Raw genomic sequence first — 23,524 nt, 5'->3', positions numbered from 1 at the left:
CGGGGTGAGCGGGGAACGGGACGGCGGAGCGCGGGGAGTGACGGCTCGGGCGTGGGTGGAGGTGGCGTGCGACGAGTCGGGGTCGGACGGCGAGAACCTCACCGGCGGTAACACGGACGTGTTCGCGCACGCCGGCGTGCGCCTCCCGGTGGCGGCCGCGGCGGCGTCCCTGGGCACGATCCGGGAGCGGATCCGTTCGCCCGCGCAGGAGTACAAGGCCAACCATCTGCTGCGGGAGAAGCACCGGGCGGTGCTGGAGTGGCTCCTCGGGCCGGCGGGACCGCTGCACGGGCGTGCGCACGTACATCTGACGGAGAAGACGTTCCTCGTCGTGGACCGGGTCGTGGGGCTGCTGCTCGGCGACCCGGCCGAGGCCGTCGGGCTGTTCCGCGCCGGGCCGCGCGGCCGGGCGGACAGCGCGGGGACAGCCGCGGGGGAAGGCTTCGGGGAGAGGTTCGGGCGGCGGGAGTGGCAGGAGTTCCTCGTGGCGGCCAACCGGCTGCTGCGGGTCCGGGACCACGAGGCAGGCGCCGGCCGGGAGGACCCCGTCGCCGCGTTCCTGCGCACGGTGACCGCCCTGCTCCGGGCCGGTCCGCGCTCGGGCCCGGGCCCGGCGGCGGCGGGGACGCTGGAGCGGCTCGCCGGGAGCGGGGAGCGGGCGCGCGCGTACCGGGCGCGGTTCCTGGACGGGCCGCCGCTGGTCCCGCCCCTCAATCCGCTGCTGCCCGCGATCGTCGCCACGGCCGCGCACTGGAGCGCGGGCGGACGGCCGGTCCGCCTGGTCCACGACCGGCAGAACATGCTGACGCCGGACCGCGTCGCCTGGATCGAGGAGCGGGCCGCGCGGGCCGGGAGCGGACCCGTCGAGGTGGTGCTGGTCGTCGCCCGGGACGACCCGCGGGTGCAGCTCGCCGACTTCCTCGCCGGGATCGCCCGCAGGATCGCCTCCGACGAGCTGAACGGCCACGGCGACGCGCGGCTGGCGGCCCTCCTGCGCCCTTACGTCGGCCCGTCCTCGCTGTGGGGCGACGACCGCAGCCGCCTGCTGCTGGGCGCGGGCGTCGTGCCGGGCGCCCCGGCCCGCTGAACGGACCCGCCGCACCGGACGTATGGAGTGGGGGCGCCCGCCTGCCGCGGGCGCCGCGGCGTCCACGCCGCCGGCCGGCTACGGGAGCGCAGCGATGAGGCACGCACGACGACGCGCGGTGCGGCGAACGGTACGGCTGGCGGCCGTCGGCGGGCTCCTCCTCGGGGGCACGCTGGTGGTCACGGCCGCGGCGAGCGAGCCGGCCGGACCCTCCGGGGCGCCGCGCACCACGGCGGCGCCGTCCGGCACTTCGGGCGCCGGCCTGGTGGAGCGGCTCGGTGGCGCCCGCACGGCCGGGCACTGGGTGGGGGCCGGCGGGCGGCCGGTGGTCGCGGTCACCGACGCGGCGGCGGCCGCCGAGGTGCGCCGCTCGGGCGCCGGGGCGACGGTGGTGCGGCACAGCACCCGCGAACTGGAGTCGGCGGTGTCCGGCCTGCGCGCGGCACCCCGGGTGGCCGGGACGGCGTGGGCGGTGGACTACCGGGCCAACGAGGTGGTGGTGCGGGGCGATGCCACCGTCTCCCGGGCCGACTGGTCACGGCTGACCGGGGCGGCGCGGGACCTCGGCGGCTTCGTCCGCATGGAGCGCACCGCCGGGACGTTCACGCTGCGCCTGAACGGGGCGCAGCCCATCCTCTCCGCGGCCGGGCGCTGTTCGGCGGGGTTCAACGTGACGGACGGGCGCGGCGACTTCGTCCTGACGGCCGGTCACTGCGGGCCGACCGGATCGGTGTGGTTCGCGGCCGGCGACGGTGACCGTGAGGTCGGGGAGACCGTCGCGGGCAGCTTCCCGGGCGACGACTTCTCCCTGGTGGAGTACGCCGACGGGGACGCGGGCGACGCCGCCGACGTGGTCTCGGTCGGCGGCGGCAAGGGCGTGCGGATCACCGGCGCGGGCGAAGCGGCCGTCGGTCAGCGGGTGTTCCGCAGCGGCAGTACGAGCGGACTGCGTGACGGCCGGGTGACGGCGGTGGACGCGACGGTCAACTACCCGGAGGGCACGGTCTCCGGACTGGTCGAGACGGACGTGTGCGCGGAGCCCGGGGACAGCGGCGGTCCGATGTTCTCCGAGGGGATCGCGCTCGGCGTCACCTCGGGCGGCAGCGGTGACTGCGCGAAGGGCGGTACGACGTTCTTCCAGCCGGTGCGGGAGGCGCTGGCCGCGCTCGGCGTGCGGCTGATCGGGCCGGCGCCGGCGGAGGTCGGGCAGCGGGGCGGGCAGGACGGCGCCGCGTCCGCGGGGTCGGGGCAGGGTGCGGTGCCGTCGGGAGCCGCCGCCTCGCCGGGGGCGCCGGCACCGGTGCCGGGAGCGGACGCCTCGGCCCTCCTGGCCCGCCTCGCCGACCGCCGCAACCTCGGTCCCGGCCTGCTGGTCGTGGCCGGCAGTCTGGTCGCGCTGGCCGGCTCCCGCTGGATCCGCGCGGAGAGCGGGCGCAAGGCCTACCGGCGGCAGTACTCGGCCACCTGGAACTGACCCTCCCGCGGACGGGACGGGACGGGAAAGGTCGGGCGGGGCGCGGTGGCCCCGGGGTGCCCCGCCGGTACGGCGGGGTCACGCCCGGGACGACCCAGGGTGCCGGGGAGGAGAAGATCGTGCCGTGGGGGGAGCCGTGCCGCGCCGAGGAGGTTCAGGCGCTGGTCAGGCCGCCTGCACCGATTGCGGAGCCGCGGCGGCCCACTCCAGGACGAGCCGCTGGTACTCAGCGCGCTGCTCGCCGCTCAGTGTCCCGCCCGACCGGCGCCACAGGGCCCGGATCTCCTCGTTGACCTCGGCAGCCGATCGCTCGGAAGACGGTTCAACAGTGGTGGACATGCTGTGAAGCATACGGCGCGCAGGGTGAAGGCGCCGTGAGTAATCGCCCGCCAATCGGACATAACGGACCGTGTCTCTGGTCACGTCATATGCCGTTGGCTTTCGAAGAGTTACCGCGCCCCAGGTGAGACCGCCGTGGGGCGGCGCGCGCCGGTGGTCCGGACGGATACCGTGCCTCCATGTCCGGCTTCCTCCAGCAGCTCCCCGCGCTCCTGGGCGTCGTGATCGGCGCGCTCGGTTCGTATCTCGCGGTGGTCCGCAGCGACCAGGTGCGCTCCCGCAGGGAGACGGCCGCCCGCTGGGAGGAGCGGAAACTCGCGGTCTACGCCGACTGGGCGCGGGCGCTGAAGCGGACCGTCACGCTGACCTACCGGGTCGCCGCCCACCTCGGCAACGACCCGCACCCGCACCCCCTGACGCCCGCGGCCGCCGAACCGCTGCTGGCCGAGGCCGTGTCCGCCCGTGACCCGGCCGGCGAGGCGCTGCTCCTGCTGGGCAGCACCGAGGTGGTGGACAAGGCGCGGGCGTGGGTGGTGGCGGTGCTGGAGATGGAGCGGTTCCTGCGCGAGGAGCGGCGTGACCCGGCCGCCTGGCAGGAACTGCTGGAGCGGCAGCGGGCCGGTCGCGAGGGCTACTACGCGGCCGTACGCGCCGAGTTGTCGCTGCCGCCCGGTCACTCCGCCAGGTGGCCGCTGCCGCCGGTCAGCGGTACCCGGTGACGTCCGCGGGCCGGCCCGCGTCCTGCACCTCCACGAGGTAGCGCCAGGCGTCGGGGCGGCTGCCGTCGAGGTCGGTGAAGCCGTACTCGCGGGACAGCCCGCCGCTGGAGAGGGACCGGCCGTTGTGGCGGGCCACGTCCGGGTCGGCGGCGAGCGCGCGGACGGCGCGGCCGACGTAGCGGGGGGTCTCCGAGATGGCGAAGTGGGGAACGCTTTCCAGGGCGTCGCGCCAGTTCTCCTCGCGGACGCCGAAGTGGTCGAGCATGATCTCCGAGCGGAGCCAGCCCGGGGTCAGGGCGACGGCGGTGGCCCCGCGCGGCCCCAGCTCGTGCCCGAGGGCGAAGGCCATGCGCAGTACGGAGGTCTTGGCGAGGTCGTAGAAGAAGGAGACCCGGTAGTGGTCGCGGTTGTAGTCGGCGGTGCCGTCGGTGACCTCGACGACCAGGCCGCCGGGGCGGCGCAGCAGCAGGGGCAGCGCGTGGTGGCTGGTGACGGCGTGGGTCTCGACGGCGAGCCGGAGCAGCCGCAGCCCCTTGTCGAGGTCGTGCTCCCAGACGGGGGCCTCCCAGTCGAAGAGGTTCTCACCGCCCCAGATGTCGTTGACCAGGACGTCGAGGCGGCCTTGTGCGCGGGCGATCCGGTCGACCAGCGCGCGGACCTGCGCCGGGTCGAGGTGGTCGGCGGGTACCGCGATGCCGTGCCCGCCGGCCTCGGTGACCAGGTCGGCGGTGTCCTCGATGGTCTCGGGGCGGTCGTACTCCGAGCGCCGGGCGCGGGTGGTGCGGCCGGTGACGTAGACGGTGGCGCCGGCCGCGCCGAGTTCGACGGCGATACCCCGTCCCGCTCCCCGGGTCGCCCCGGCGACCAGTGCGACTCTGCCTTCCAGTGGGCCCGGCATGTCCGGCCTCCCGTTTCTCTCGTCCATCGGTGTCCATGAACGAGGATTCCCGGGAAACCGGACACCTTCTGTCGCCTTTACGGGCCCGCACGGACTGTCGCCGGAGCGCACGTCAGTGGCCGCGAATGACCCATTCGTCCAGATGCGGGGTCTCGGCGCCGACGGTGGTCGGGTCGCCGTGCCCGGTGAGGACCTTCGTCCCGGGCGGCAGGGTGAGCAGCCGGTCGCGGATCGATTCGATGATCGTCGGGAAGTGGGAGAAGGAGCGTCCGGTGGCGCCGGGGCCGCCCTGGAAGAGGGTGTCGCCGGTGAAGACCGCTCCGAGGCCCGCGTCGTACAGGCAGACGGCGCCCGGGGCGTGCCCGGGGGTGTGCAGAACGGTCAGGTCGGCGCCGGCCGCCTCGATCACCTGGCCGTCGGCCAGCCACGCGTCGGGGTCGCGGTCGGGGTGGGTGAGCCGCCACAGCGGCAGGTCGTCGGGGTGCAGCCAGATCACCGCGCCGGTGCGCTCGGCGAGCGCGGGGGCGGCGTTGACGTGGTCGTTGTGGGCATGGGTGCACACGATGCCGCCCAGCCGGCGGTCCCCGACCGCCGCCAGGATCGCGTCGGCGTCGTGGGCCGCGTCGATGACGACGACCTCGTGGTCGTCGCCGACCAGCCACACGTTGTTGTCCACGTCCCAGGTGCCGCCGTCCAGGGTGAACTGCCCCGAGGTGACCAGTCGTTCGATGCGGGCGGCCATCACAGCACCACCACCGAGCGCAGCACGTCGCCGCCGTGCATCCGCTCGAACGCCTGCTCCACCTGGTCCAGCGCGATCGTCTCGGTGACGAACTTCGACAGGTCCAGGCGGCCCTGCAGGTGGAGGTCGATCAGCATCGGGAAGTCGCGGGAGGGCAGGCAGTCGCCGTACCAGGAGGACTTCAGGGAGCCGCCGCGGCCGAAGACGTCCAGGAGGGGCAGTTCGAGCCGCATCTCCGGGGTGGGGACGCCGACCAGGACGACGGTGCCGGCCAGGTCGCGGGCGTAGAACGCCTGCCGGTAGGTCTCCGGGCGGCCCACCGCCTCGATGACGACGTCGGCGCCGAAGCCGCCGGTCAGCTCGCGGATCGCCTCGACGGGGTCGCTCTCGCGGGAGTTGACGGTGTGGGTGGCGCCCATGGAGCGGGCGGTCTCCAGTTTCCGGTCGTCGATGTCCACGGCGATGATCTTCGCGGCGCCCGCCAGCCGGGAGCCCGCGACGGCCGCGTCACCGACGCCGCCGCAGCCGATGACGGCGACCGAGTCGCCCCGGCCGACGTTCCCGGTGTTGATCGCGGCGCCGATGCCGGCCATCACACCGCACCCCAGCAGGCCCGCGACCTGCGGCGCGACGGCCGGGTCGACCTTGGTGCACTGTCCGGCGGCGACCAGGGTCTTCTCGGCGAAGGCGCCGATGCCGAGGGCCGGGGAGAGTTCCTGGCCGGTGGCGGCGAGGGTCATCCGCTGCTTGGCGTTGTGGGTGTCGAAGCAGTACCAGGGGCGGCCGCGCAGACAGGCGCGGCACGTGCCGCAGACCGCGCGCCAGTTCAGGATCACGAAGTCGCCGGGGGCGACGTCGTCGACGCCCTGGCCGACCGACTCCACCACGCCCGCGGCCTCGTGGCCGAGCAGGAACGGGTAGTCGTCGCTGATGCCGCCCTGCTTGTAGTGCAGGTCGGTGTGGCACACACCGCAGGCCTGGACGCGCACCACGGCCTCGCCCGGTCCCGGATCGGGCACCACGATCGTCTCGATGCGCACGGGCTCGTCCTTGCCCGGTGCGATCACGCCGCGTACTTCCTGCGCCATGGTGCAGACCCCTTCTTCGGCCACTGTCGTTCTCGGCGACCCTACGCGGAACCGGTCGCGGAACCGATCACGGGCCGTCGCGCGGCGGCACGCGGCGGCACGGGTGAGGGCCGCCCGGTCCCCCGGACGGCCCTCGACCCCCTCACCCCTCGGCACTCGGCACCCGGCGCCCGGCATTGAGCAGCCCGGCCCGGCCCGCTCAGGTCTGGACGGCGGGGATCGCGCCGAAGACCGGCGAGACCAGGCCGGTGAGCTGGCGGAGCTGGTTGAGGTCGTTGAGCTTCCCGAGCTGGGTGGAGGGGCGCAGGATCTGGTCTCGGTGCTCGGCCGGGATCTCCCCGGCGGCGAGGGAGTCGACCATCCGCAGGGGGCTGAGACCGGCGGCTTTCATGGCACCCACGTCGGCCGCGCTCGCCGGCAGGGCGGCGAGGCCGGTGACACCGGCGGCGAGACCGACGGCGGCGACGAAACGTCGTGTTGAGATCATGCTGTGGGCAACGCCACCGGGCGGCCGGCGGACACGGGCGGCCCGCCCGCCTCACCCGCAAGGCGCAGCGCCGGGCGCCCGCGCGCCGCCCCGCGAAGCCATCGCGCCAGTTCCGTCCCGACCCCTCGCCGCCCGCACGGACCGCACCTACAGTGACGCACATCACGTCCGGTGTTCCTGGGAGGGCAGATGACCCATGTCTCGGTGAAGGTGGACGGCGCGGCGTACGAGGACGAGGTGGAACCCCGTCTGCTGCTGGTCCACTACCTGCGCGACCGGCTGGGTCTGACCGGCACCCCGGTGGGCTGCGACACCTCCAACTGCGGTGCCTGCACGGTCGATCTGGACGGGCAGAGCGTCAAGAGCTGCTCGGTGCTGGCCGTGCAGGCCGACGGCTGCGCGGTCACCACCGTGCGGGGGCTCGCGGTGGACGGCGAGTGGACCGCGCTGCAGCGGGCGTTCCACGAGCGGCACGCCCTGCAGTGCGGCTACTGCACGCCCGGCATGCTCATGGCCGCGCGCGACCTGCTGCGGGAGAACCCGCGGCCGGCCCCCGACGAGGTGCGGCAGGCCCTGGAGGGCAACCTGTGCCGCTGCACCGGCTACCAGAACATCGTGCGCGCGGTGCTCGCCGCCGCCGGGACCACCCCGGCCCCCGGTGACTCCGCCGATCCCACCCGCTCCGCCGGCTCCGCCGGCTCCGCCGACCGCGCCGAGGAGGTCCCGGCATGACCCGCGAGGCCCTCGCGGGCGAGGTGGGCCGCGCCCGGCTCCGCAAGGAGGACGCCCGGCTGCTCACCGGCCAGACCACCTGGACGGACAACATCCAGGCCGCCGGCCTGCTGCATCTGGCGTTCGTGCGCAGCCCGATGGCGCACGCCCGGATCGACCGGATCGACCTCGCGCCCGCGCTCGAACGCCCGGGTGTGGTCGCCGCGTTCACCGGCGCCGATCTCGCGGCGAGCACCGGCTCGCTGCCCTGCGCCTGGCCGGTCACCGAGGACATCGTGCTCCCGGACCACCCCGCGATCGCCGTCGACGAGGTGCGGTACGCCGGTGACCCGGTGGCCGTCGTGGTGGCCCGCGACCGGTACGCGGCGGCCGACGCCCTGGAGGCCGTCGAGGTCGACTACACGCCCCTCGCGCCGGTACTGGACCTGGAGGCGGCGCTCACCGACGGCTCCCCGCTGGTCCACGCGGACCGGGGCACCAACCGCTCCTACGTGTGGCCGTTCAGGGCCGGCGAGGAGTTCGCGGCGGTGTGCGAGCGCGCGGAGGTGGTCCTCGAACGCCGCTACCACCAGCAGCGGCTGATCGCCAACGCCATGGAGCCGCGCGCGGTCGTCGTCACCCCGCCCGCCGCCTCCGGCGAGTACACCGTGTACTCCGCCACCCAGATCCCGCACATCCTGCGGGTCATGCTCGCGCTGGTCACCGGCGTCCCCGAGCAGGAACTGCGGGTCGTCGCGCCCGACGTGGGCGGCGGGTTCGGCTCCAAGCTCCAGGTGTACGGCGAGGAGGTGGTCGCCCTCGACCTCGCGCGCCGGCTCGGCCGCCCGGTGAAGTGGACCGAGTCCCGCTCCGAGGGCTACCTGGCCACCCACCACGGCCGGGGCATGATCCAGGACGTGCGGATCGCCGCCGACCGCGACGGCCGGCTGCGCGGCCTGAAGGTGGACCTGCTGGCCGACATGGGCGCGTACCTGATGCTGGTCACACCGGGCGTGCCGGTGCTGGGCGCCTTCATGTACCCGGGGATCTACAAGATGGACTCCTACGAGTTCACCTGCACGGGCGTCTTCACCACCCGCACCCCGACCGACGCCTACCGGGGCGCCGGACGCCCCGAGGCGACGTACGCCATCGAACGCGTCATGGACGACCTGGCCGCCGAACTCGGCCTGGACCCGGTGGAGTTGCGGCGGCGCAACTGGATCCGGCGCGAGGAGTTCCCGTACCGGACCATCGCCGGGCTGACCTACGACAGCGGCGACTACGAGGCGGCCACCGAGAAGGCGCTCGCCCTGTTCGGGTACGACGGGCTCCGTGCCGAGCAGCGCAAGCGGCAGGAGCGCGGGGACACCGTGCGGCTCGGCATCGGGGTGTCGACGTACACGGAGATGTGCGGTCTGGCGCCGAGCCGGGTGCTGCGCGATCTGCGGTACTCGGCGGGCGGCTGGGAGGCGGCGGACATCCGGGTGCTGCCCACCGGGAAGGTCGAGGTGGTCACCGGCACCAGTCCGCACGGGCAGGGGCATGTGACGTCCTGGAGCCAGATCGCCGCGGACGTGCTGGGGGTGCCGTTCGAGGATGTCGCCGTGGTGCACGGCGACACCCGGGTGGCGCCGCGGGGCATGGACACCTACGGGTCGCGGTCGCTGGTGGTCGGCGGGGCGGCGGTGCACCGGGCGGCCGAGAAGGTCGTGGCGAAGGCACGGAAGATGGCCGCGCACCTGCTGCGGGCGAGCGAGCGCGACCTGGAGTTCCGGGACGGCGTGTTCGCGGTGAAGGGCTCCCCGCAGGCCCGCCGCACGATCCAGGAGATCGCCTTCGAGTCGTTCACCGCGCACGACCTGCCCGACGGCATGGAGCCCGGCATCGACGCCGGTCACGTCCTGGACCCGGAGAACTTCTCCTACCCGCACGGCACCCACCTGTGCGCCGTCGAGGTCGACACCGAGACCGGGCTGACCCGGATCCGCTCCTACGTCTGCGTCGACGACGTCGGCCGGGTGGTCAACCCGATGATCGTGGAGGGGCAGGTGCACGGCGGCCTCGCCCAGGGCATCGCGCAGGCGCTGTACGAGGAGGCGGTCTACGACGACGACGGCAACCTGGTCTCCGGCACGATGGCCGACTACGTGGTGCCCGCCGCCGGCGACCTGCCCGACTTCGTCACCGACCGCACGGAGACACCGGCCGCCGGCCACCCGCTGGGGGTGAAGGGCGTCGGCGAGGCCGGGACGATCGCCTCCACCCCGGCCGTGGTGGGCGCGATCGTGGACGCGCTGCGCCCGCTGGGCGTGACGGACGTCCGGATGCCCTGCACACCCGAACGGGTCTGGCGCGCGATCGAGGAGGCCACGGCGTGATCCCGCCCGCGTTCGACTACGTCCGTCCGGCAGGCGTCGAGGAGGCGGTGCGCGTTCTCGCGGCGGCCGCGGACGCCGGGGACGAGGCGAAGGTGCTGGCCGGCGGCCAGAGCCTGGTGCCGCTGCTCAGGCTGCGGCTGGCCTTTCCCGATCTGGTCGTGGACATCGGCCGGCTGCCCGGGCTGCGCGGGGTGCGCGAGGAGGACGGCCGGCTCGTCGTCGGCGCCCTCACCACCCACCACGAGGTGATCCGGGACCCGCTGGTACGCCGCCACGCGGGCCTGCTGGCGGCGGCGACCGCACGGGTCGCGGACCCCGCCGTACGGCACCGGGGAACCCTCTGCGGCTCCCTCGCCCACGCCGACCCGGCCGGGGACCTGCCCGCGGTGCTGCTCGCGCTCGACGCCGAACTGGTCGCGGTGGGCCCGCGCGGGCGGCGTGCGATCCCCGCCGGGGAGTTCTTCACCGACTACCTGGAGACCGCGCTCGCCCCCGACGAACTGCTGGTGGAGGTGCGGGTGGCACGGACGGACGGCTGGGGCTTCCACTACGAGAAGTTCCAGCGGGCGGCGCAGTCCTGGGCGGTGGTCGGCGTGGCCGCGCTGGTGCGGCGCGAGAACGGGCACATCGCCGAGGCCCGGATCGGGCTGACCAACATGGGGCCGACCCCGCTGCGCGCCTCGGCGACCGAGCAGGCACTGCCCGGCGCCGACGGTCCGGGGGCCGTCGCGCGGGCCGCGCGGGCGGCGACGCTGGGCACCCGGCCGGGACGGGACGCCTCGGCCGCCCCGGACTACCGGGCGCACCTGGCACGGGTGCTGACCCGGCGCGCGGTGCTGGCCGCCGCGGGGATGGCCGGCGCGGGGACGGGGTGAGCGGACCGGGCCCGCGCGACCGGGGAGCCCGCCTGCCGCCGCCACCCGCCAGGAGGTAGTCATGGAGTTGCGTCACGAGTTCACCGTCCCGGTCCCGCCGGCGGTCGTCTGGCGGGCCCTGACCGACATCGAACGGGTCGCCCCGTGCATGCCGGGGGCGACCGTGGAGGAGTTCGACGGCAGGACGGTGACCGGTTCGGTGCGCGTCCGGATGGGCCCGGTGACGCTCACCTACCGGGGCACGGCCGTCTTCGAGGAGCGGGACGAGAGGGCGTACCGCATGGTGCTGGTCGCCGGCGGCCGGGAGACCCGCGGCCAGAGCACCGCGCGGGCCACCGTGACCGGCACGCTCACCGGGGGCGACGGCTCCACCACCGTCTCCGTGGACACCGACCTGACGGTGACCGGCCGCCCGGCGCAGCTCGGACGCGGGATGATCGCGGAGGTGGGCGACCGGCTCGTCGGCCGGTTCGCCGAGAGCCTGAGCGAACTGCTGGCCACCGCGACCGAAGCACCGCGCCCGGCGCGGGCCGAGCCCGCGCGGCCCGCCGAGACCCCGACGGACGAGCCCCTCGACCTGTTCCGCACCGCGGGAGCCCCGCTCGTCCGACGCGCGGGCACCGCGCTCGCCGCCGCGCTGGCCGCGGCCCTGGTGATCACGCGGGTACGGCGGTGGCGGCGGCGGTCGTGACGGCCGGGCCGGGCGGAGGCGGACGGGGCCGGTCACCTCACCGGGAGCCGCCGGCCGGCCTGCGCGGCAGGCGGTGCAGTGCCACGTCCGTCAGGCGGCCGTCGGCGGCCGTGGCGGTCAGGTACGTGCAGTACGGCTGACGGCGGCGGTCGGTCGGGGAGCCCGGGTTGAGCAGCCGCAGGCCGGTGCCGGCCGTGGTGTCCCACGGGATGTGGCTGTGGCCGAAGACCAGGACGTCCACTCCGGGGAAGCGGTCCGCGCAGCGGGCCTCACGCCCCTTGGCGGGGCCGGTCTCGTGGACGACGGCGAACCGCAGGCCGCCGAGGTCGGCGTGGGCCACCTCCGGCAGCCGGGCGCGCAGCGCGGGCCCGTCGTTGTTGCCGTACACCGCGACGAGCCGGCGGGACCGGCTCCGGAGCAGGTCGAGGGTGGCCGTGTCGACCCAGTCCCCCGCGTGCACGACGGCGTCGGCGCGGTCCAGCTCGGCCAGCAGCGGCGCGGGCAGTTCCCGCGCCCGCCGGGGCAGATGGGTGTCGGACATCAGCAGCAGGCGCACACGGCAAGCGTAAGCACGCCGCGCGGCTCGGCGAGACGGGCGGCACCGCCGGCCTCCTCCAACTGGCGTCCAGCACGCCCGGCTGACGCCTCCTCACGGATCGGTCTCGGGCACCGGGGTGCGGCGGGAGCCGTCCGCCGAACGGGTTAGCATCGGGCGAATCCCGCCCGCACCAGAGCGCGAACGGCAGAAGACCCAGGGGGGCCCAAGCCCGATGCCGGTCAAGGTCAGCGTCATCGTTCCCGTGTACAACCCCGGGACCTACATCGAGGACTGCATCGCCTCGTTGCAGCGGCAGTCGCTGCCGCCGGAAACGTACGAAGTGATCTTCGTGAACGACGGCTCCACCGACGCCACCCCGGCCCGGCTCGACGCGCTCGCCGCCGAGGACGGCCGGATGCGGGTGATCCACCAGGAGAACTCGGGCTGGTCCGGCAGGCCCCGCAACGTCGGCATCGAGGCGGCGCGGGGAGAGTACGTCATGTTCGTCGACAACGACGACCACCTCGGCGACGAGGCCCTGGAGCGGATGTACGACTACGGTGTCGCGCACGGCGCCGACGTCGTCGTCGGCAAGATGGCCGGCAAGGGCCGCCCGGTGCCGGTGGAGCTGTTCCGCCGCAACCACCCGCGCGCGACCCTGGCCGACACCGCGCTGATCGACAGCCTCACCCCGCACAAGATGGTGCGCCGGGAGTTCCTGGACCGGATCGGGCTGCGGTTCCCCGAGGGCCGGCGGCGCCTGGAGGACCACGTCTTCGTCACCGAGGCGTACTTGCGCGCGGCGAACGTCTCGGTGCTCGGCGACTACGTCTGCTACTACCACGTCAAGCGGGACGACGCCGGCAACGCCGGTTTCCAGCGGTTCGACCCGGTCGGCTACTTCGCCAACCTCCGCGAGGCCCTCGACGTGGTGGAGAAGTACACCGAGCCCGGCGCGCTCCGCGACCGGCTGTTCCGGCGCTGGCTGCGCAACGAGATGGTGGAACGGCTGCGCGGCAAGCGGCTGCTGGCCCTTCCGGACGACTACCGGCGGGAGCTGTTCGCGGAGATCCACAAGGTGGTCGTCGAACGCTTCGGCCCCGGTGTGGCCCAGGGCCTCCAGCCGACCCAGCAGGTCGTCGCCGCGCTGGCCGCCGCCGACCGGTACGACGACGTGGTCGCCTTCGCCGAGTGGGAGGCGGCCGTCGCGCTCAGTTCCTCCCCGGACGAGCCGAGTTGGCGGGACGGCACGCTGCGGCTCGGCTTCCTCGCCGAGTACACCTCGGCCGGTGAGCCGATGGTCTTCCCCGCCGGCGCCACGAGCACCCCGCTGGACGACCCGCCGAAGGACGTCGCCGAGGCCATCGCCTGGGTGGGCGCGCAGACCGCCGCCCGCTTCGGCGCGGCCACCGCCGACCTGCTGCTGCGGGAGCGCTCCAGCGCCGCCCAGCACTTCCAGCCGGTGCGGTTCACCCGCGAGACGCTCCCCGCCGGGGACGGCGACGGGACCCGGCTGACGCTGCGGGCGAGCGCCACCGTCGACCCGGGGACGCTGCCCGGCACCGGGGTGTGGGACGCCGTCGTCCGGGTCAGGCTGGGCGGCTGGACCAAGGAGACCCGGCTGGGCCCGGTGCCGCCCGGCGGACGCCCGGAGCCGATCGCCGGGGTGGTCGCCTCGCGCGCCGCCCTGCCGTACTGGACCACACCGCACCGCAACCTCTCGCTGGACCTCGGCGCCTCCCCGAAGCGGCTCGGCCTGCCCCGCGCCGACCTCTCCGCCGCCGGCGACCGCCTGCACGCGGGGCTCCCGCTGTACGTGGCCGGTGAGACCCCGGTACTGGTGCGGCTCGCCTCGCCGGGCCGGTCCGTGGACGTGCCCGCCACCCTGTCCCCCACCCCGGACCCGGCGCGGTCGCGGCTGACGGCCGTCCTGCCCGCGGTGGTGCTGGCCGGCGGGGTGTGGCGGGCCGCCGTCAGCCTGACCCCGGACGCCGACGGGCCGCGGTTCCATCCGCTGGCCGGGGCGCTGCGGGTGGCGGACGGGACGGTACGGGTGGGCCCGGGACCTCGTCCCGGACCGGGCCCGCGGCTGGTGCGCCGGGCCCGCCGGCTGCTCGGCGCCGTCGCGCGGCGGGCCACCGCCCGCCTCACGAGAGCGAGGGTGTGACCATGCGCGCACTGGACCTGGCCGGCGCCTGGGCGCTGGAACCGAAGGTGTTCCCGGACGACCGGGGCAGTTTCCACGAGTGGTACCGCGGCGAGGAGTTCCGCGAGGCCACCGGGTACGACCTGTCCCTGGCCCAGGCCAACTGCTCGGTCTCGCACCGGGGGGTGCTGCGCGGCGTGCACTTCGCCGACGTGCCGCCCGGCCAGGCGAAGTACGTCACCTGCGTGCGCGGCGCCATTCTCGACGTGGTCGTCGACGTGCGCACCGGCTCACCGACCTTCGGCCGGTGGGAGGCGGTACGGCTGGACGAGGTCAACCGGCACGCGCTGTTCCTCGCCGAGGGGCTCGGGCACGCCTTCATGGCGCTCACCGACGACACGACGGTGGTCTACCTGTGCTCGACGGGTTACGCGCCCGGACGGGAACACGGCATCGACCCGCTCGATCCCGCTCTCGGCATCGCCTGGCCGGAGGGGATCACGCCGGTGCTGTCCGACAAGGACGCCGCGGCACCCTCGCTGGCCGAGGCCGAGCGGACCGGCCTGCTGCCCGAGTACGCCGCCTGCGCCGCCCACTACGACCGGCTGCGCGGTAGCTAGGGCCTGTCTGACAAACCATAGGCCCGCGGCCGCCAGGCCGGCGGCCGTCGGGGGCCGGCCGGCGTGGCCGGTCCCCGACGGCTCGGCTCAGCGGCTGACGCCGACCTGCTCCACCGCGCGGCGCAGCGGCTCCCAGCCCCGGGCGCGGCCGACACCGAGGTTGCGGGCCTTGGCGAGCCGGCCCCAGAAGCCCGCGTCGAGCAGTTCCCGGGCCGGGACGGCCCCGGCCCGCTCCAGGATCGCCTCGGGTACCTTCTGCGGGTCCTCGACCAGGTACTCGGTCATGATCTCGTCGTAGTTGTCCTTCAGCACGGTGTTGTCCGGGTCGGCGCCGAACACCAGGAGCTGGCCGGTGGGCCGGGTGTCCACCAGGACGGTTGCCAGGTCGGGCCGGTAGCGGGCCAGCACCTCGGTGATCTTGTAGACGTCGCCGGTCCAGGCGTCGGTGTGCCGGTCCCGGGCGGCCTCGTCCACGCTGCGCGGCAGCATGTCGTCCAGGACGATCACGCTGGACCAGTCCGAGTGCTTCTCCACGTTGATGAAGTCGCGCAGCGCGTACTCGAAGAGGTGCATGCCGTCGATGAAGGACAGGTCGAGGGTGGTGCGCCGCCAGTAGCCGACCGGGGAGCGGCCCCGGCGCAGGTTGCGCAGCGGGTGCCGGCCGCCCTTGAGGTGGGCGAGGGGGTTGTCGCGGGCGAAGAAGTCGTCACTGGTGGCCTTCACCAGGTGGACGTCGCACCTCAGCTCCGAGACGACCTTGAACGCGGGGTCGACCGCGATGCTGGGGACCCTGGAGAGGGTCAGGCTGCGGCCGTCGTTGACGCCGATCTCCAGGTAGTTGCGGTTGGCGCTGACCTTGTGCAGTTCCCGCAGGAACTCGTGGCGTTTCAACTGGACTCCTTGGCGATACGGGGAAGTGCCTCGTGCAGGGCGGCACGCCAGTCGCGGGGCGCGGGCAGGCCGATCTCCTGCCAGCGGCCGTGCGCGAGGGCGCTGTATGCGGGGCGGGGCGCGGGCCGGGCGAAGGCCGCGCCACCGGTGGGACGGATGCGGTCCGGGTCGGCGCCCAGCAGCGAGAAGACCTCCCGGGCCAGCGAGTACCAGGTGGTCTCGCCGGAACTGGTGGCGTGGAAGACGCCGGTGGCGCCGCGTCCGACGAGCGGGCCGAGGTCGGCGGTGCGGGCGGCGACGTCCGCGCTCCAGGTGGGCTGTCCGCGCTGGTCGTCGACGACGTCGAGGGTGTCGCGGCGGCCCTCCAGCTCGATCATGGTGCGCACGAAGCTGCGGCCGTGGACGCCGTACAGCCAGGCGGTGCGCAGCACGGCGCTGTCGTCGGGGAGTTCCTCCAGCACCGCCCGCTCGCCGGCCAGTTTGGTGCGGCCGTAGGCGGTGCGCGGGGCGGGGGGATGGTCCTCGGGGTAGGGCTCGGCGCGGCCGGCGCCGTCGAAGACGTAGTCGGTGGAGAAGTGGATCAGGCGGGCGCCGTGCGCGGCGCAGGTCCGGGCGAGCAGCCGGGGTCCCTCGCCGTTGGTCTCCAGGGCGCGCGCCTCGTCGGTCTCGGCGTCGTCCACGGCCGTGTAGGCGGCGCAGTTGACGACGAGGTCGGGGCGGTGGGCGGCGAACGCCTCCTCCAGGGAGGCGGGTTCGGTGAGGTCCAGGTCGGCGCGGGCCGCGGCGACCACGTCCGCGCCGCGCCGGGTCAGCTCCGCGACGACGTCCCGGCCGAGCATGCCGCCCGCGCCGGTGACCAGCCACCTCATGCGTGTCCCCGTTCGACGCGCCGCTTGAGCGGCTCCCACCAGGCGCGGTTCTCGCGGTACCAGGCGACGGTCTCGGCGAGGCCGGTGGTGAAGTCGTGTGCGGGGCGGTAGCCCAGTTCGTCGCGGGCCTTGCTCCAGTCGACCGAGTAGCGCAGGTCGTGGCCCTTGCGGTCCTCGACCTGCCGCACCCGGTCCCAGTCGGCGCCGCAGGCGTCCAGGAGCAGGCCGGTCAGCTCCTTGTTGGTCAGTTCGGTGCCGCCGCCGATGTTGTAGACCTCGCCGGCCCGGCCCCGGGTGCGCACCAGTTCCACGCCCCGGCAGTGGTCGTCCACGTGCAGCCAGTCGCGGACGTTGAGTCCCTCGCCGTACAGCGGGACGTTCCCGCCGTCGAGGAGGTTCGTCACGAAGAGCGGGATCACCTTCTCCGGGAACTGGTGCGGGCCGTAGTTGTTCGAGCAGCGGGTGACCCGCACGTCGAGGCCGTGGGTGTGGTGGTAGGAGAGGGCGATCAGGTCGGAGGACGCCTTGGAGGCGGAGTAGGGGGAACTGGGCCGCAGGAGCCGTTCCTCGCCGGCCGAGCCCTCGGCGATCGAGCCGTAGACCTCGTCCGTGGAGACGTGGACGAAGGACTCCAGGCCGTGCCGGAGGGCGGCGTCGAGCAGGGTCTGGGTGCCGACGACGTTGGTGAGGACGAAGTCGTCGGCGCCGAGGATGGAGCGGTCGACGTGCGACTCGGCGGCGAAGTGCACCAGCTGGTCGGCGCCGGCCACCAGCTTGTCGACCAGTTCGGCGTCGCGGATGTCGCCCTGGACGAACTCCAGTGCCGGGTGGTCGAGTTCGAGGTTGTCGAGGGTGCCGGCGTAGGTGAGCTTGTCCAGCACCGTGATCTGCGGTGCGCCGGCGGCGAGCAGCATGCGGACGTAGCGGGAGCCGATGAACCCGGCGGCTCCGGTGACGAGGAGGTTCATATGTGGATCTGCACCTTGCTGTGGTCTGCGAGGACGAATCGGTGGGCGCTGGGCACACTGGGTGCCGGGGTGACCTCCACGTGCCGGCCGAGGAGCGAGGACCCGACCCGGCCGACGGTCACGGCGGCGGCGTCGGCCTCGCCGTCGACGCGGTGCCGGAGGGCGTGGGTGATCCCCGCCCCGGCGGGCGACTCCGGTCCGTGGAACAGGACAGCTTCGTCGGCGACCGGGACGAGCCGCTCGGCCGAGGTGTGGGTGAGGGGCCTCAGCCGGGTGCCCGCGCCGCCGGACAGCGCCAGTGCCTTCATCTGGGTCACCCTACTGTCGATTCGCGGGTGCGGAACGTCAGTTGAGTGACTTGACGGGTGGACCGGACATGGCGGCGGCGCGGCAACCAGGTTGCCGCGCCGTTGCGCCGGGTGGGGCCGGTCCGGTGGAGCCGGGTCCGGGTGGAGCCGGGTCCGGGTGGGGTCAGTCCTCACCCCTGACGATGTGCGACTCCGGTCCCGGGCCGCGGGTGCGCGCCGCGGCGGGGTCGTCCAGGGCCGGCACCCAGGTGCGGGGCGCGCCGCGGCCGCGCAGGCGGCGGGCCTGGGACCAGCCCGTCTCGGGCCGGACGGGTTTGTCGCTCAGATCCGTTGTCACGGAACATCATCTTCCTTCCGCGTCCCACCCGGCTCGTCCTCCGGGCGGCGTTACCGCGTCGCCGTGACAGAACGGGTCCCCCGCCCGGTCCGGGCCAAACGCGGGCGGGCGCGCTCAGCGGCCCAGCGCGATCTCGCTCCACACCTGTTTGCCGCCGCTGACCGGCAGCGTTCCCCAGAGCGCGGACATCGCCTCGACGAGCAGGACGCCCCGGCCGCCGGTGGCCTCCCAACTGACGCTGGTGGGCCGGGCGGGCGAGCGGGGCGAGGAGTCGGCGACCGCGACGCGCAGCCGGCCGTCCAGCAGGGTGAGGTCGAGGCGGACCGGGCCGTCGGTGTGCACCAGGGCGTTGGTGACCAGTTCGGAGACGACCAGGAGGACGGCGTCGATGTCGCCGTCCGGCACCCCCCAGGCGCGCAGGGTGCGGCGGGTGAAGCGCCGGGCGTGCCGGACGGCCTCGGGGACCCGCCACACCGTCCAGCTCTCGCGCCGCGGGCGCAGCGCCATCCCGTCGTAGCGCACCAGCAGCAGCGCCACGTCGTCGCTGCGCCGGGCGCTGCCCAGCAGGGCGTCGGCGACCGGCCCGAGGCGGGCGGGGTCGGCGGCGGCCAGCTCCCGGGCGAGCCGGCCCATTCCCTCGTCGATGTCGGTGTCGGCGCTCTCCACCAGCCCGTCGGTGGTCAGGGCGATCAGTGTGCCGCGCCGCAGCCGCAGCGGGCTCATCGGGAACGCGGCCTGCGCCACCACGCCGAGCGGCGGGCCGCCCTCCACCTCCGGGATCTGTGTGGTGCCGTCCGGGTGGCGCAGCACCGGCGGCAGGTGCCCGGCCCGTACGCACCAGGCGGTGCCCTCCTCCATGTCGAGGTCGACGTAGACGCAGGTGGCGAAGAGGTCGCTCTCCATGCCGACCAGCAGCCGGTTGGCGTGGGAGACCACCACGTCCGGGGGGTGGCCCTCGACGGCGTAGGCACGCAGGGCGGTGCGCATCTGTCCCATGAGGGTGGCGGCGCCGGCGTTGTGGCCCTGGACGTCGCCGATGACGAGGGCGACGTGGTGGTCGGGCAGCGGGATCACGTCGTACCAGTCGCCGCCCAGTTCCAGGCCCGCGGTGCTGGGCAGGTAGCGGGCGACTGCGACCGCGCCGGGCAGTTCGGGCAGGCGGCGGGGCAGGAGCTGGCGCTGGAGCATGCCGACGAGTTCGTGTTCGGCGTCGAAGGCGCGGGCGCGGGTGAGGGCCTGTCCGGCGAGGCCGGCGGAGGCGGTGAGCAGGGCGCGTTCGTCGGGGCCGAAGTCGTGCGGGCCGTCCCAGCCGATCAGGCAGACGCCGGCCACCCGGCCGCGGGCGGACAGCGGCAGGACGGCGAGGGCGCCGGGGCCGACGTCGGCGAGGGGCGGCTCCAGGGCGCCGCCGCCGGCCGGCCAGATCCGGGCGCGGCCCTCGCGCAGCGCGGCGGCCAGGGTGGGCATGGCGCGCACGGGCGCGTCGGGCCATTCGGTGCGCCACTCCGTCCGCCACACCTCGGGCCAGACCTCGGGTGCGGGCGGGTCAAGGACGGTGACGACGAGGCGGTCGTTCTCCAGCCCGGCCAGCGCTATCCGGGTGGCGCCCAGCGGCCGGCGCAGGGCGGCGACCAGGGCCCGGCTGACGTCGCGGACGGTGCCGGCGGCGGCCAGCGCGGCGGCCAGCCGCTGGATGCGGGCGACGTCGGTGACGTCGGAGCGGAACGTGGAGGTGTCGGCGACGGTGCCGACGAGACGGGCGGGGCGGCCCTCGCCGCCGGGCCGCAGCCGCCCGCACAGCCGGAGCCACCGGGGCGGGCCGCCCGGCCGCAGGACGCGGAACTCCAGTTCGCGCTCGCCGCCGCTCAGGTGGCCGGCCTCCACGACCGACATCAGCGAGGGGAGGTCCTCCGGTTCGGTCAGCGCGAGCAGTGTCTCGATCTTGCCGTCGAACTCCGTCGCGTCGAGTCCGAAGAGGTCCAGGATGCGGTCGCCGACCTCGACGCGGCCGGTGTCCATGGCGAGGCGGAACGCGTCCGGAGGCAGCCCGCCGCCCTCGGCCGCCCGCACCGGGGCGCCCGGGCGGGCGACGGCCTCCGCGATCAGCTCCAGGCAGGCGCGGGCGTCCGCGCCGAAGCCGTCCGGGTGCCCGGTGCCGGCGAGGAGGCAGCCGCCTCCGTCGCCGGGCACCGGCAGCGCGGTCAGCGAGAAGCCGCCCGGGAGCATCCGGCGGGAGGCGGCCTGCCCGGCCGGCTCATCCGGTCCGAGCCGCACCGGCCGCCGGGTCCGGTGGGCGACGGCGACCGGGGAGTCGCCGGACAGCGGGTACACGTCCCGGACGCCGTACATCCGGTGCGGCACCCCGGCCGCGTCCGCGAGACGGAGCAGCCGGGGGTCCTCGCCCGGGGTGTAGAGGGCGGCGAAGGCCGCGCCCGCGAAGACCAGCGCCTGTTCGAGGAGGCGGTGGAGCCGGTCGGCGGCCTCCTCGTCGGACCCGATCACCTTCAGGGCGTCCTCGGCCCTCGGCGTTCGTGTGCTGCCTTCCAGGGCGCCCTCGCTGCTCACCCCGCCCATTACAGCGCCTGTACGAGACCCGCGCAGCCCCTGTGCCACCTTCGGCCGCACCGAACGGGCCGGAACGGCCGGAACGGGGACGGGGCGGGGCGGACAGCTCAGTACGTGCCGCCCTGCCCCGCGTCGCCCGCGTCGTCCATGTCCCCGGAGCCGGTGCCCTCGCCGGTCCCCGCGCCCTCGCCCGCGCCCTCGCCCTCGCCCTCGCCCTCGCCCAGCGTCGCGCCCACCGCGTCCAGTGCGGTGGTCACCGGCTGGAAGAACGTCTCGCCGCCCACCGTGCAGTCGCCGCTGCCGCCGGAGGTGAGGCCGAGGGCGAGGCCGTCCTCGGTGAACAGGGAGCCGCCGCTGTCCCCCGGCTCGGCGCAGACGTCGGTCTGGATCAGCCCGGTGACCGTGCCCTCCGGGTAGTTGACGGTGGCGTCGAGGCCGAGGACCTGCCCGTCGGCGAGTCCGGTCGTGCTCCCCATCCTGAGGACCCGCTGACCGACGGTCGCCTCGGCGGCCGAGGAGACCGGCATGCTCTGTTCGCCGGCGTTCACCTCGCTGGGTGCCTCGGTCGCCGGGTCGTCGTAGCGGACCAGCGCGAAGTCGCCCGCACCGGGGAAGACCGCCTCCGCCACGGTGGCGACCGGCGCGCCGCCCTGCGCGTCGGACCACCGCTCGGCCGCGACCCCGCAGTGCCCGGCGGTCAGGAAGGCGGGCGCGCCGTCGGCGGCGGTCACGTTGAAACCCAGCGAGCAGCGCGCGCCGCCACCGAATATCGCGTCACCGCCGGAGGCGAAGGTCTTGAAGGTGCCGGCGGACTTGCGCAGGGTGGCCATCCCGGAGCCCAACTCCGTGACCGTCGACTCGACCTGGTCCCAGCGGGGGCCGGTGACGGTGCTGTCGGCGGTGACCAGGATCTTGTTGGTGCGCGGGTCGAGGGCCCAGGCGGTGCCCGGGACGGCCGCCTCGGAGCCGAGCGTCCGCGCGCCCGCCCGGAGTTCGGCGACGCTGTTGTCGACCTCGCGGACGACCGCACCGGCCCGCTCCGCCCGCGCGGCCACCTCGTCGTCGCCGCCGGCGACGACATTGACGACCAGCCGCCGCTCGCCGCTGTCGTAGTACGACCCGGCGAAGGCGTCGCCGGCCAGGCCGGAGAGCGTGGCGGCGAGCGCCGAGGCGTCGTCCGCGTTCAGTGTCCTGGCCGCCGAGGTGCCCGGCGTGGAGGAGCCGTCCCGCGAGGCTTCCGGTGCGGCGTCGGCGTGCGGGAGCAGGATCGCGGCCGCGCCGAGCGCCAGCACGCCGCCCGCCGCCGTCGCGGCCCTGCGCTTCGCGATTCGCTTGTGACTCAAGCTTCTCGACCTCCTGGGTCGGGGTCCGGGCCGCCGGCCGGCGGCCGTTCGGGACGCCTGGACGGCAGGGGGTACGCGCGGACCGCACGGGACGTTCAAAAGAACCGGATCGACATGCTCCGAGACGGGCCGGTGGCGCTCCGTGTCGATCGCCGCGCGGAGTTCCCGCTCCGGGGAATCCGCACATCGAATGCCCAACCCGGTCATGCGTGTTGGAGGATCCGCGAGCGCCGGCCGGTTCATTCGGACCGGGACGAACGTCGCCGCCGCCGAGAAGGTCGCGCACGCCGGCGACCCGCTCCACGCCACCGTGTACGGGTGAGCGGGCGCGGTGCCCGGTCGGCCCCGCCGGCCGCCCTTCCGGCCGCCCCGCCGTCCGGCCGGCGTTGCTCCGCTCCACGAGTAGGTACCGTCGCCGGTATGCGAATCAGTGTGATGGACGTGGGGTCGAAGACGGTCCGCCTCGTGGTGGCGGACGCGCAGGACGGGGTGCCGCTGCCGGTGCACACCGCCAAATGGCGACTGAGACTCTCGGAACAGGTCAGACCCGGGGATCCGGTTCCCGAGGAGGCCGTGGACCGGCTGGTCGAGGCGGTGGCGGAGGCGAGCCGGACCGCGGCCCGCTGGGGCGCCGCGGGCCCGCCGGCCTTCGCCACGGCGGTGGTACGGGCCGCGCCCAACCGGGCGGAGGTGCTGCGCGCCGTACGGGAGCGCACCGACGTCGCCCTGTGCACCCTGCCGGGTGAGGTGGAGGCCGAGCTGACCTTCCTGGGCGCCCGGCGCTGGATGGGCTGGCGGTCGGGACCGCTCGCGCTGCTCGACATCGGCGGCGGCACGATGGAGGTCGCCTTCGGCCGCGGCCGGCTGCCGGACTTCGTCGCCTGTCTGCCGCTCGGCGCCGCCCGGCTCACCCACGAGTTCTTCGAGGAGGCGGACCCGCCGACGCCGGAGCAGATACGGGCGCTGCGCCGCCGGGTGCGTCACCAACTGCGGGACGTGGCGGCCCGGATCCGCTGGGAGGGGCCGCGCACCGCGGTGGCCACCTCGCGCACGTTCCAGCAGCTCGGGCGGCTCTGCGGGGCCGCACCGGGGCGGCGCGGCCCGTTCGTGGAGCGGCAACTGCGCGCCGCGGACCTGCGGGCGGCCATCGACCGCCTGGCCGCCCTGCCCACCGCCGAACGCGCCGCGCTGCCCGGCATCTCCGCGCCGCGCGCCGCCCAGAGCCTGGCCGGCGCGGTGATCGGGCACACGGCGATGAAGCTGACCGGGCTGGGGTCGGTCACGGTCTGCCCCTGGGCGATCCGCGAGGGGGTGCTGCTGCGCCACATCGAGGACGGCCCGTCGTGGTGGGCGGAGATCGCCCGCCGCGACGACGAGGAGCCGCCCGGCCCGCTGCCCCTGCGCCTGGCCGACGCCGGCGTCTGACCGGCCCCGGCGCCCCCGCGGA

The 23,524-nt window shown here is 75.1% G+C and carries 22 protein-coding genes and 1 pseudogene; 10 read left to right on the top strand and 13 right to left on the bottom strand.

The genetic code is table 11. From position 1 onward, the window contains the following. Positions 1 to 4: 4 nt before the first annotated feature. Together ABEB00_RS06345 and ABEB00_RS06340 are read left to right on the top strand one after the other, a co-directional pair. Positions 5 to 1,087, top strand: coding sequence for a hypothetical protein (locus ABEB00_RS06345; protein WP_345618060.1), 1,083 nt, complete (start codon positions 5 to 7; stop codon positions 1,085 to 1,087). A 94-nt stretch (positions 1,088 to 1,181) separates the two neighbouring features. Continuing rightward, a complete protein-coding gene (locus tag ABEB00_RS06340) occupies positions 1,182 to 2,561 on the top strand; it encodes a S1 family peptidase (protein WP_345617911.1) in 1,380 nt (459 codons plus the stop codon). A 165-nt stretch (positions 2,562 to 2,726) separates the two neighbouring features. Here ABEB00_RS06340 and ABEB00_RS06335 read toward each other — a convergent pair whose 3' ends face one another. Beyond that, a complete protein-coding gene (locus ABEB00_RS06335; RefSeq protein WP_345617910.1) occupies positions 2,727 to 2,912 on the bottom strand; it encodes a hypothetical protein in 186 nt (61 codons plus the stop codon). A 167-nt stretch (positions 2,913 to 3,079) separates the two neighbouring features. Here ABEB00_RS06335 and ABEB00_RS06330 point away from each other — a divergent pair, with 167 nt between their 5' ends. After that, entirely contained in the window at positions 3,080 to 3,619 is a 540-nt protein-coding gene (locus ABEB00_RS06330) for a hypothetical protein (protein WP_345617909.1), read from the top strand. Here the strand turns inward: ABEB00_RS06330 and ABEB00_RS06325 are convergent. The 4 genes from ABEB00_RS06325 to ABEB00_RS06310 form a co-directional block, all read right to left on the bottom strand. Beyond that, entirely contained in the window at positions 3,603 to 4,517 is a 915-nt protein-coding gene (locus ABEB00_RS06325; protein ID WP_345617908.1) for an SDR family oxidoreductase, read from the bottom strand. The two genes, ABEB00_RS06330 and ABEB00_RS06325, sit on opposite strands and share 17 nt — an antisense overlap. A gap of 112 nt (positions 4,518 to 4,629) precedes the next feature. After that, the gene (locus ABEB00_RS06320; RefSeq protein WP_345617907.1) at positions 4,630 to 5,259 is read right to left on the bottom strand and encodes an MBL fold metallo-hydrolase; all 630 of its coding nucleotides are present in this window, start codon (positions 5,257 to 5,259) and stop codon (positions 4,630 to 4,632) included. Beyond that, complete coding sequence (locus tag ABEB00_RS06315) at positions 5,259 to 6,347, bottom strand: S-(hydroxymethyl)mycothiol dehydrogenase (protein ID WP_345617906.1); 1,089 nt, start codon at positions 6,345 to 6,347, stop codon at positions 5,259 to 5,261. The genes ABEB00_RS06320 and ABEB00_RS06315 overlap by 1 nt, the downstream gene beginning before the upstream one ends. Before the next feature lie 199 nt (positions 6,348 to 6,546). After that, positions 6,547 to 6,834, bottom strand: coding sequence for a hypothetical protein (locus ABEB00_RS06310; RefSeq protein ID WP_345617905.1), 288 nt, complete (start codon positions 6,832 to 6,834; stop codon positions 6,547 to 6,549). Between the two features lie 189 nt (positions 6,835 to 7,023). Here ABEB00_RS06310 and ABEB00_RS06305 point away from each other — a divergent pair, with 189 nt between their 5' ends. The 4 genes from ABEB00_RS06305 (at position 7,024) to ABEB00_RS06290 (ending at position 11,492) form a co-directional block, all read left to right on the top strand. After that, a complete protein-coding gene (locus ABEB00_RS06305; protein ID WP_345617904.1) occupies positions 7,024 to 7,566 on the top strand; it encodes a (2Fe-2S)-binding protein in 543 nt (180 codons plus the stop codon). Beyond that, on the top strand, positions 7,563 to 9,926 hold the full coding sequence (locus ABEB00_RS06300) for a xanthine dehydrogenase family protein molybdopterin-binding subunit (RefSeq protein ID WP_345617903.1): 2,364 nt from the start codon (positions 7,563 to 7,565) through the stop codon (positions 9,924 to 9,926). Before ABEB00_RS06305 ends, ABEB00_RS06300 begins: the two co-directional genes overlap by 4 nt. Beyond that, positions 9,923 to 10,801, top strand: coding sequence for an FAD binding domain-containing protein (locus ABEB00_RS06295; RefSeq protein WP_345617902.1), 879 nt, complete (start codon positions 9,923 to 9,925; stop codon positions 10,799 to 10,801). Before ABEB00_RS06300 ends, ABEB00_RS06295 begins: the two co-directional genes overlap by 4 nt. Before the next feature lie 61 nt (positions 10,802 to 10,862). Beyond that, entirely contained in the window at positions 10,863 to 11,492 is a 630-nt protein-coding gene (locus ABEB00_RS06290; protein ID WP_345617901.1) for an SRPBCC family protein, read from the top strand. 37 nt (positions 11,493 to 11,529) lie between these two features. On the opposite strand, the gene ABEB00_RS06285 is transcribed toward ABEB00_RS06290, so the two are convergent. Then, on the bottom strand, positions 11,530 to 12,048 hold the full coding sequence (locus tag ABEB00_RS06285; protein WP_345617900.1) for a metallophosphoesterase family protein: 519 nt from the start codon (positions 12,046 to 12,048) through the stop codon (positions 11,530 to 11,532). A gap of 214 nt (positions 12,049 to 12,262) precedes the next feature. On the opposite strand from ABEB00_RS06285, the gene ABEB00_RS06280 reads away from it, so the two are divergent. Then, positions 12,263 to 14,197 (top strand): glycosyltransferase family 2 protein, encoded by a 1,935-nt coding sequence (locus tag ABEB00_RS06280; protein ID WP_345617899.1) that lies wholly within the window; start codon positions 12,263 to 12,265, stop codon positions 14,195 to 14,197. Positions 14,198 to 14,199: 2 nt separating this feature from the next. Further along, entirely contained in the window at positions 14,200 to 14,796 is a 597-nt protein-coding gene (rfbC, locus tag ABEB00_RS06275; RefSeq protein WP_345617898.1) for a dTDP-4-dehydrorhamnose 3,5-epimerase, read from the top strand. 87 nt (positions 14,797 to 14,883) lie between these two features. Here the strand turns inward: rfbC and ABEB00_RS06270 are convergent, their stop codons facing one another. The 7 genes and pseudogenes from ABEB00_RS06270 to ABEB00_RS06240 all read right to left on the bottom strand — a co-directional run bounded on the left by ABEB00_RS06270 (position 14,884) and on the right by ABEB00_RS06240 (position 22,077). After that, positions 14,884 to 15,687: a class I SAM-dependent methyltransferase gene (locus tag ABEB00_RS06270; protein ID WP_345617897.1), complete on the bottom strand. Its 804-nt coding sequence runs from the start codon at positions 15,685 to 15,687 to the stop codon at positions 14,884 to 14,886. Continuing rightward, a complete protein-coding gene (gene rfbD / locus ABEB00_RS06265) occupies positions 15,684 to 16,556 on the bottom strand; it encodes a dTDP-4-dehydrorhamnose reductase (protein ID WP_345617896.1) in 873 nt (290 codons plus the stop codon). Before rfbD ends, ABEB00_RS06270 begins: the two co-directional genes overlap by 4 nt. After that, entirely contained in the window at positions 16,553 to 17,524 is a 972-nt protein-coding gene (gene rfbB / locus ABEB00_RS06260; RefSeq protein WP_345617895.1) for a dTDP-glucose 4,6-dehydratase, read from the bottom strand. The genes rfbD and rfbB overlap by 4 nt, the downstream gene beginning before the upstream one ends. Positions 17,525 to 17,691: 167 nt before the next feature. Then, positions 17,692 to 17,832, bottom strand: a pseudogene (locus tag ABEB00_RS06255) (sugar phosphate nucleotidyltransferase); the annotation flags it as partial. A 163-nt stretch (positions 17,833 to 17,995) separates the two neighbouring features. Further along, positions 17,996 to 18,169, bottom strand: a complete 174-nt coding sequence (locus tag ABEB00_RS06250; RefSeq protein ID WP_345617894.1) for a hypothetical protein — start codon at positions 18,167 to 18,169, stop codon at positions 17,996 to 17,998. A gap of 114 nt (positions 18,170 to 18,283) precedes the next feature. After that, complete coding sequence (locus tag ABEB00_RS06245; protein WP_345617893.1) at positions 18,284 to 20,743, bottom strand: SpoIIE family protein phosphatase; 2,460 nt, start codon at positions 20,741 to 20,743, stop codon at positions 18,284 to 18,286. A gap of 98 nt (positions 20,744 to 20,841) precedes the next feature. Next, a complete protein-coding gene (locus ABEB00_RS06240; protein ID WP_345617892.1) occupies positions 20,842 to 22,077 on the bottom strand; it encodes a S1 family peptidase in 1,236 nt (411 codons plus the stop codon). A 420-nt stretch (positions 22,078 to 22,497) separates the two neighbouring features. On the opposite strand from ABEB00_RS06240, the gene ABEB00_RS06235 reads away from it, so the two are divergent. Continuing rightward, positions 22,498 to 23,502, top strand: coding sequence for a Ppx/GppA family phosphatase (locus ABEB00_RS06235; RefSeq protein ID WP_345617891.1), 1,005 nt, complete (start codon positions 22,498 to 22,500; stop codon positions 23,500 to 23,502). Positions 23,503 to 23,524 lie beyond the last annotated feature (22 nt).

This window comes from Streptomyces ziwulingensis (assembly GCF_039542605.1).
GTDB lineage: Bacteria > Actinomycetota > Actinomycetes > Streptomycetales > Streptomycetaceae > Streptomyces > Streptomyces ziwulingensis.
The sequence above is the reverse complement of the archived record's forward strand: the minus strand, read 5'-3'. Positions and strand labels throughout refer to the sequence as shown.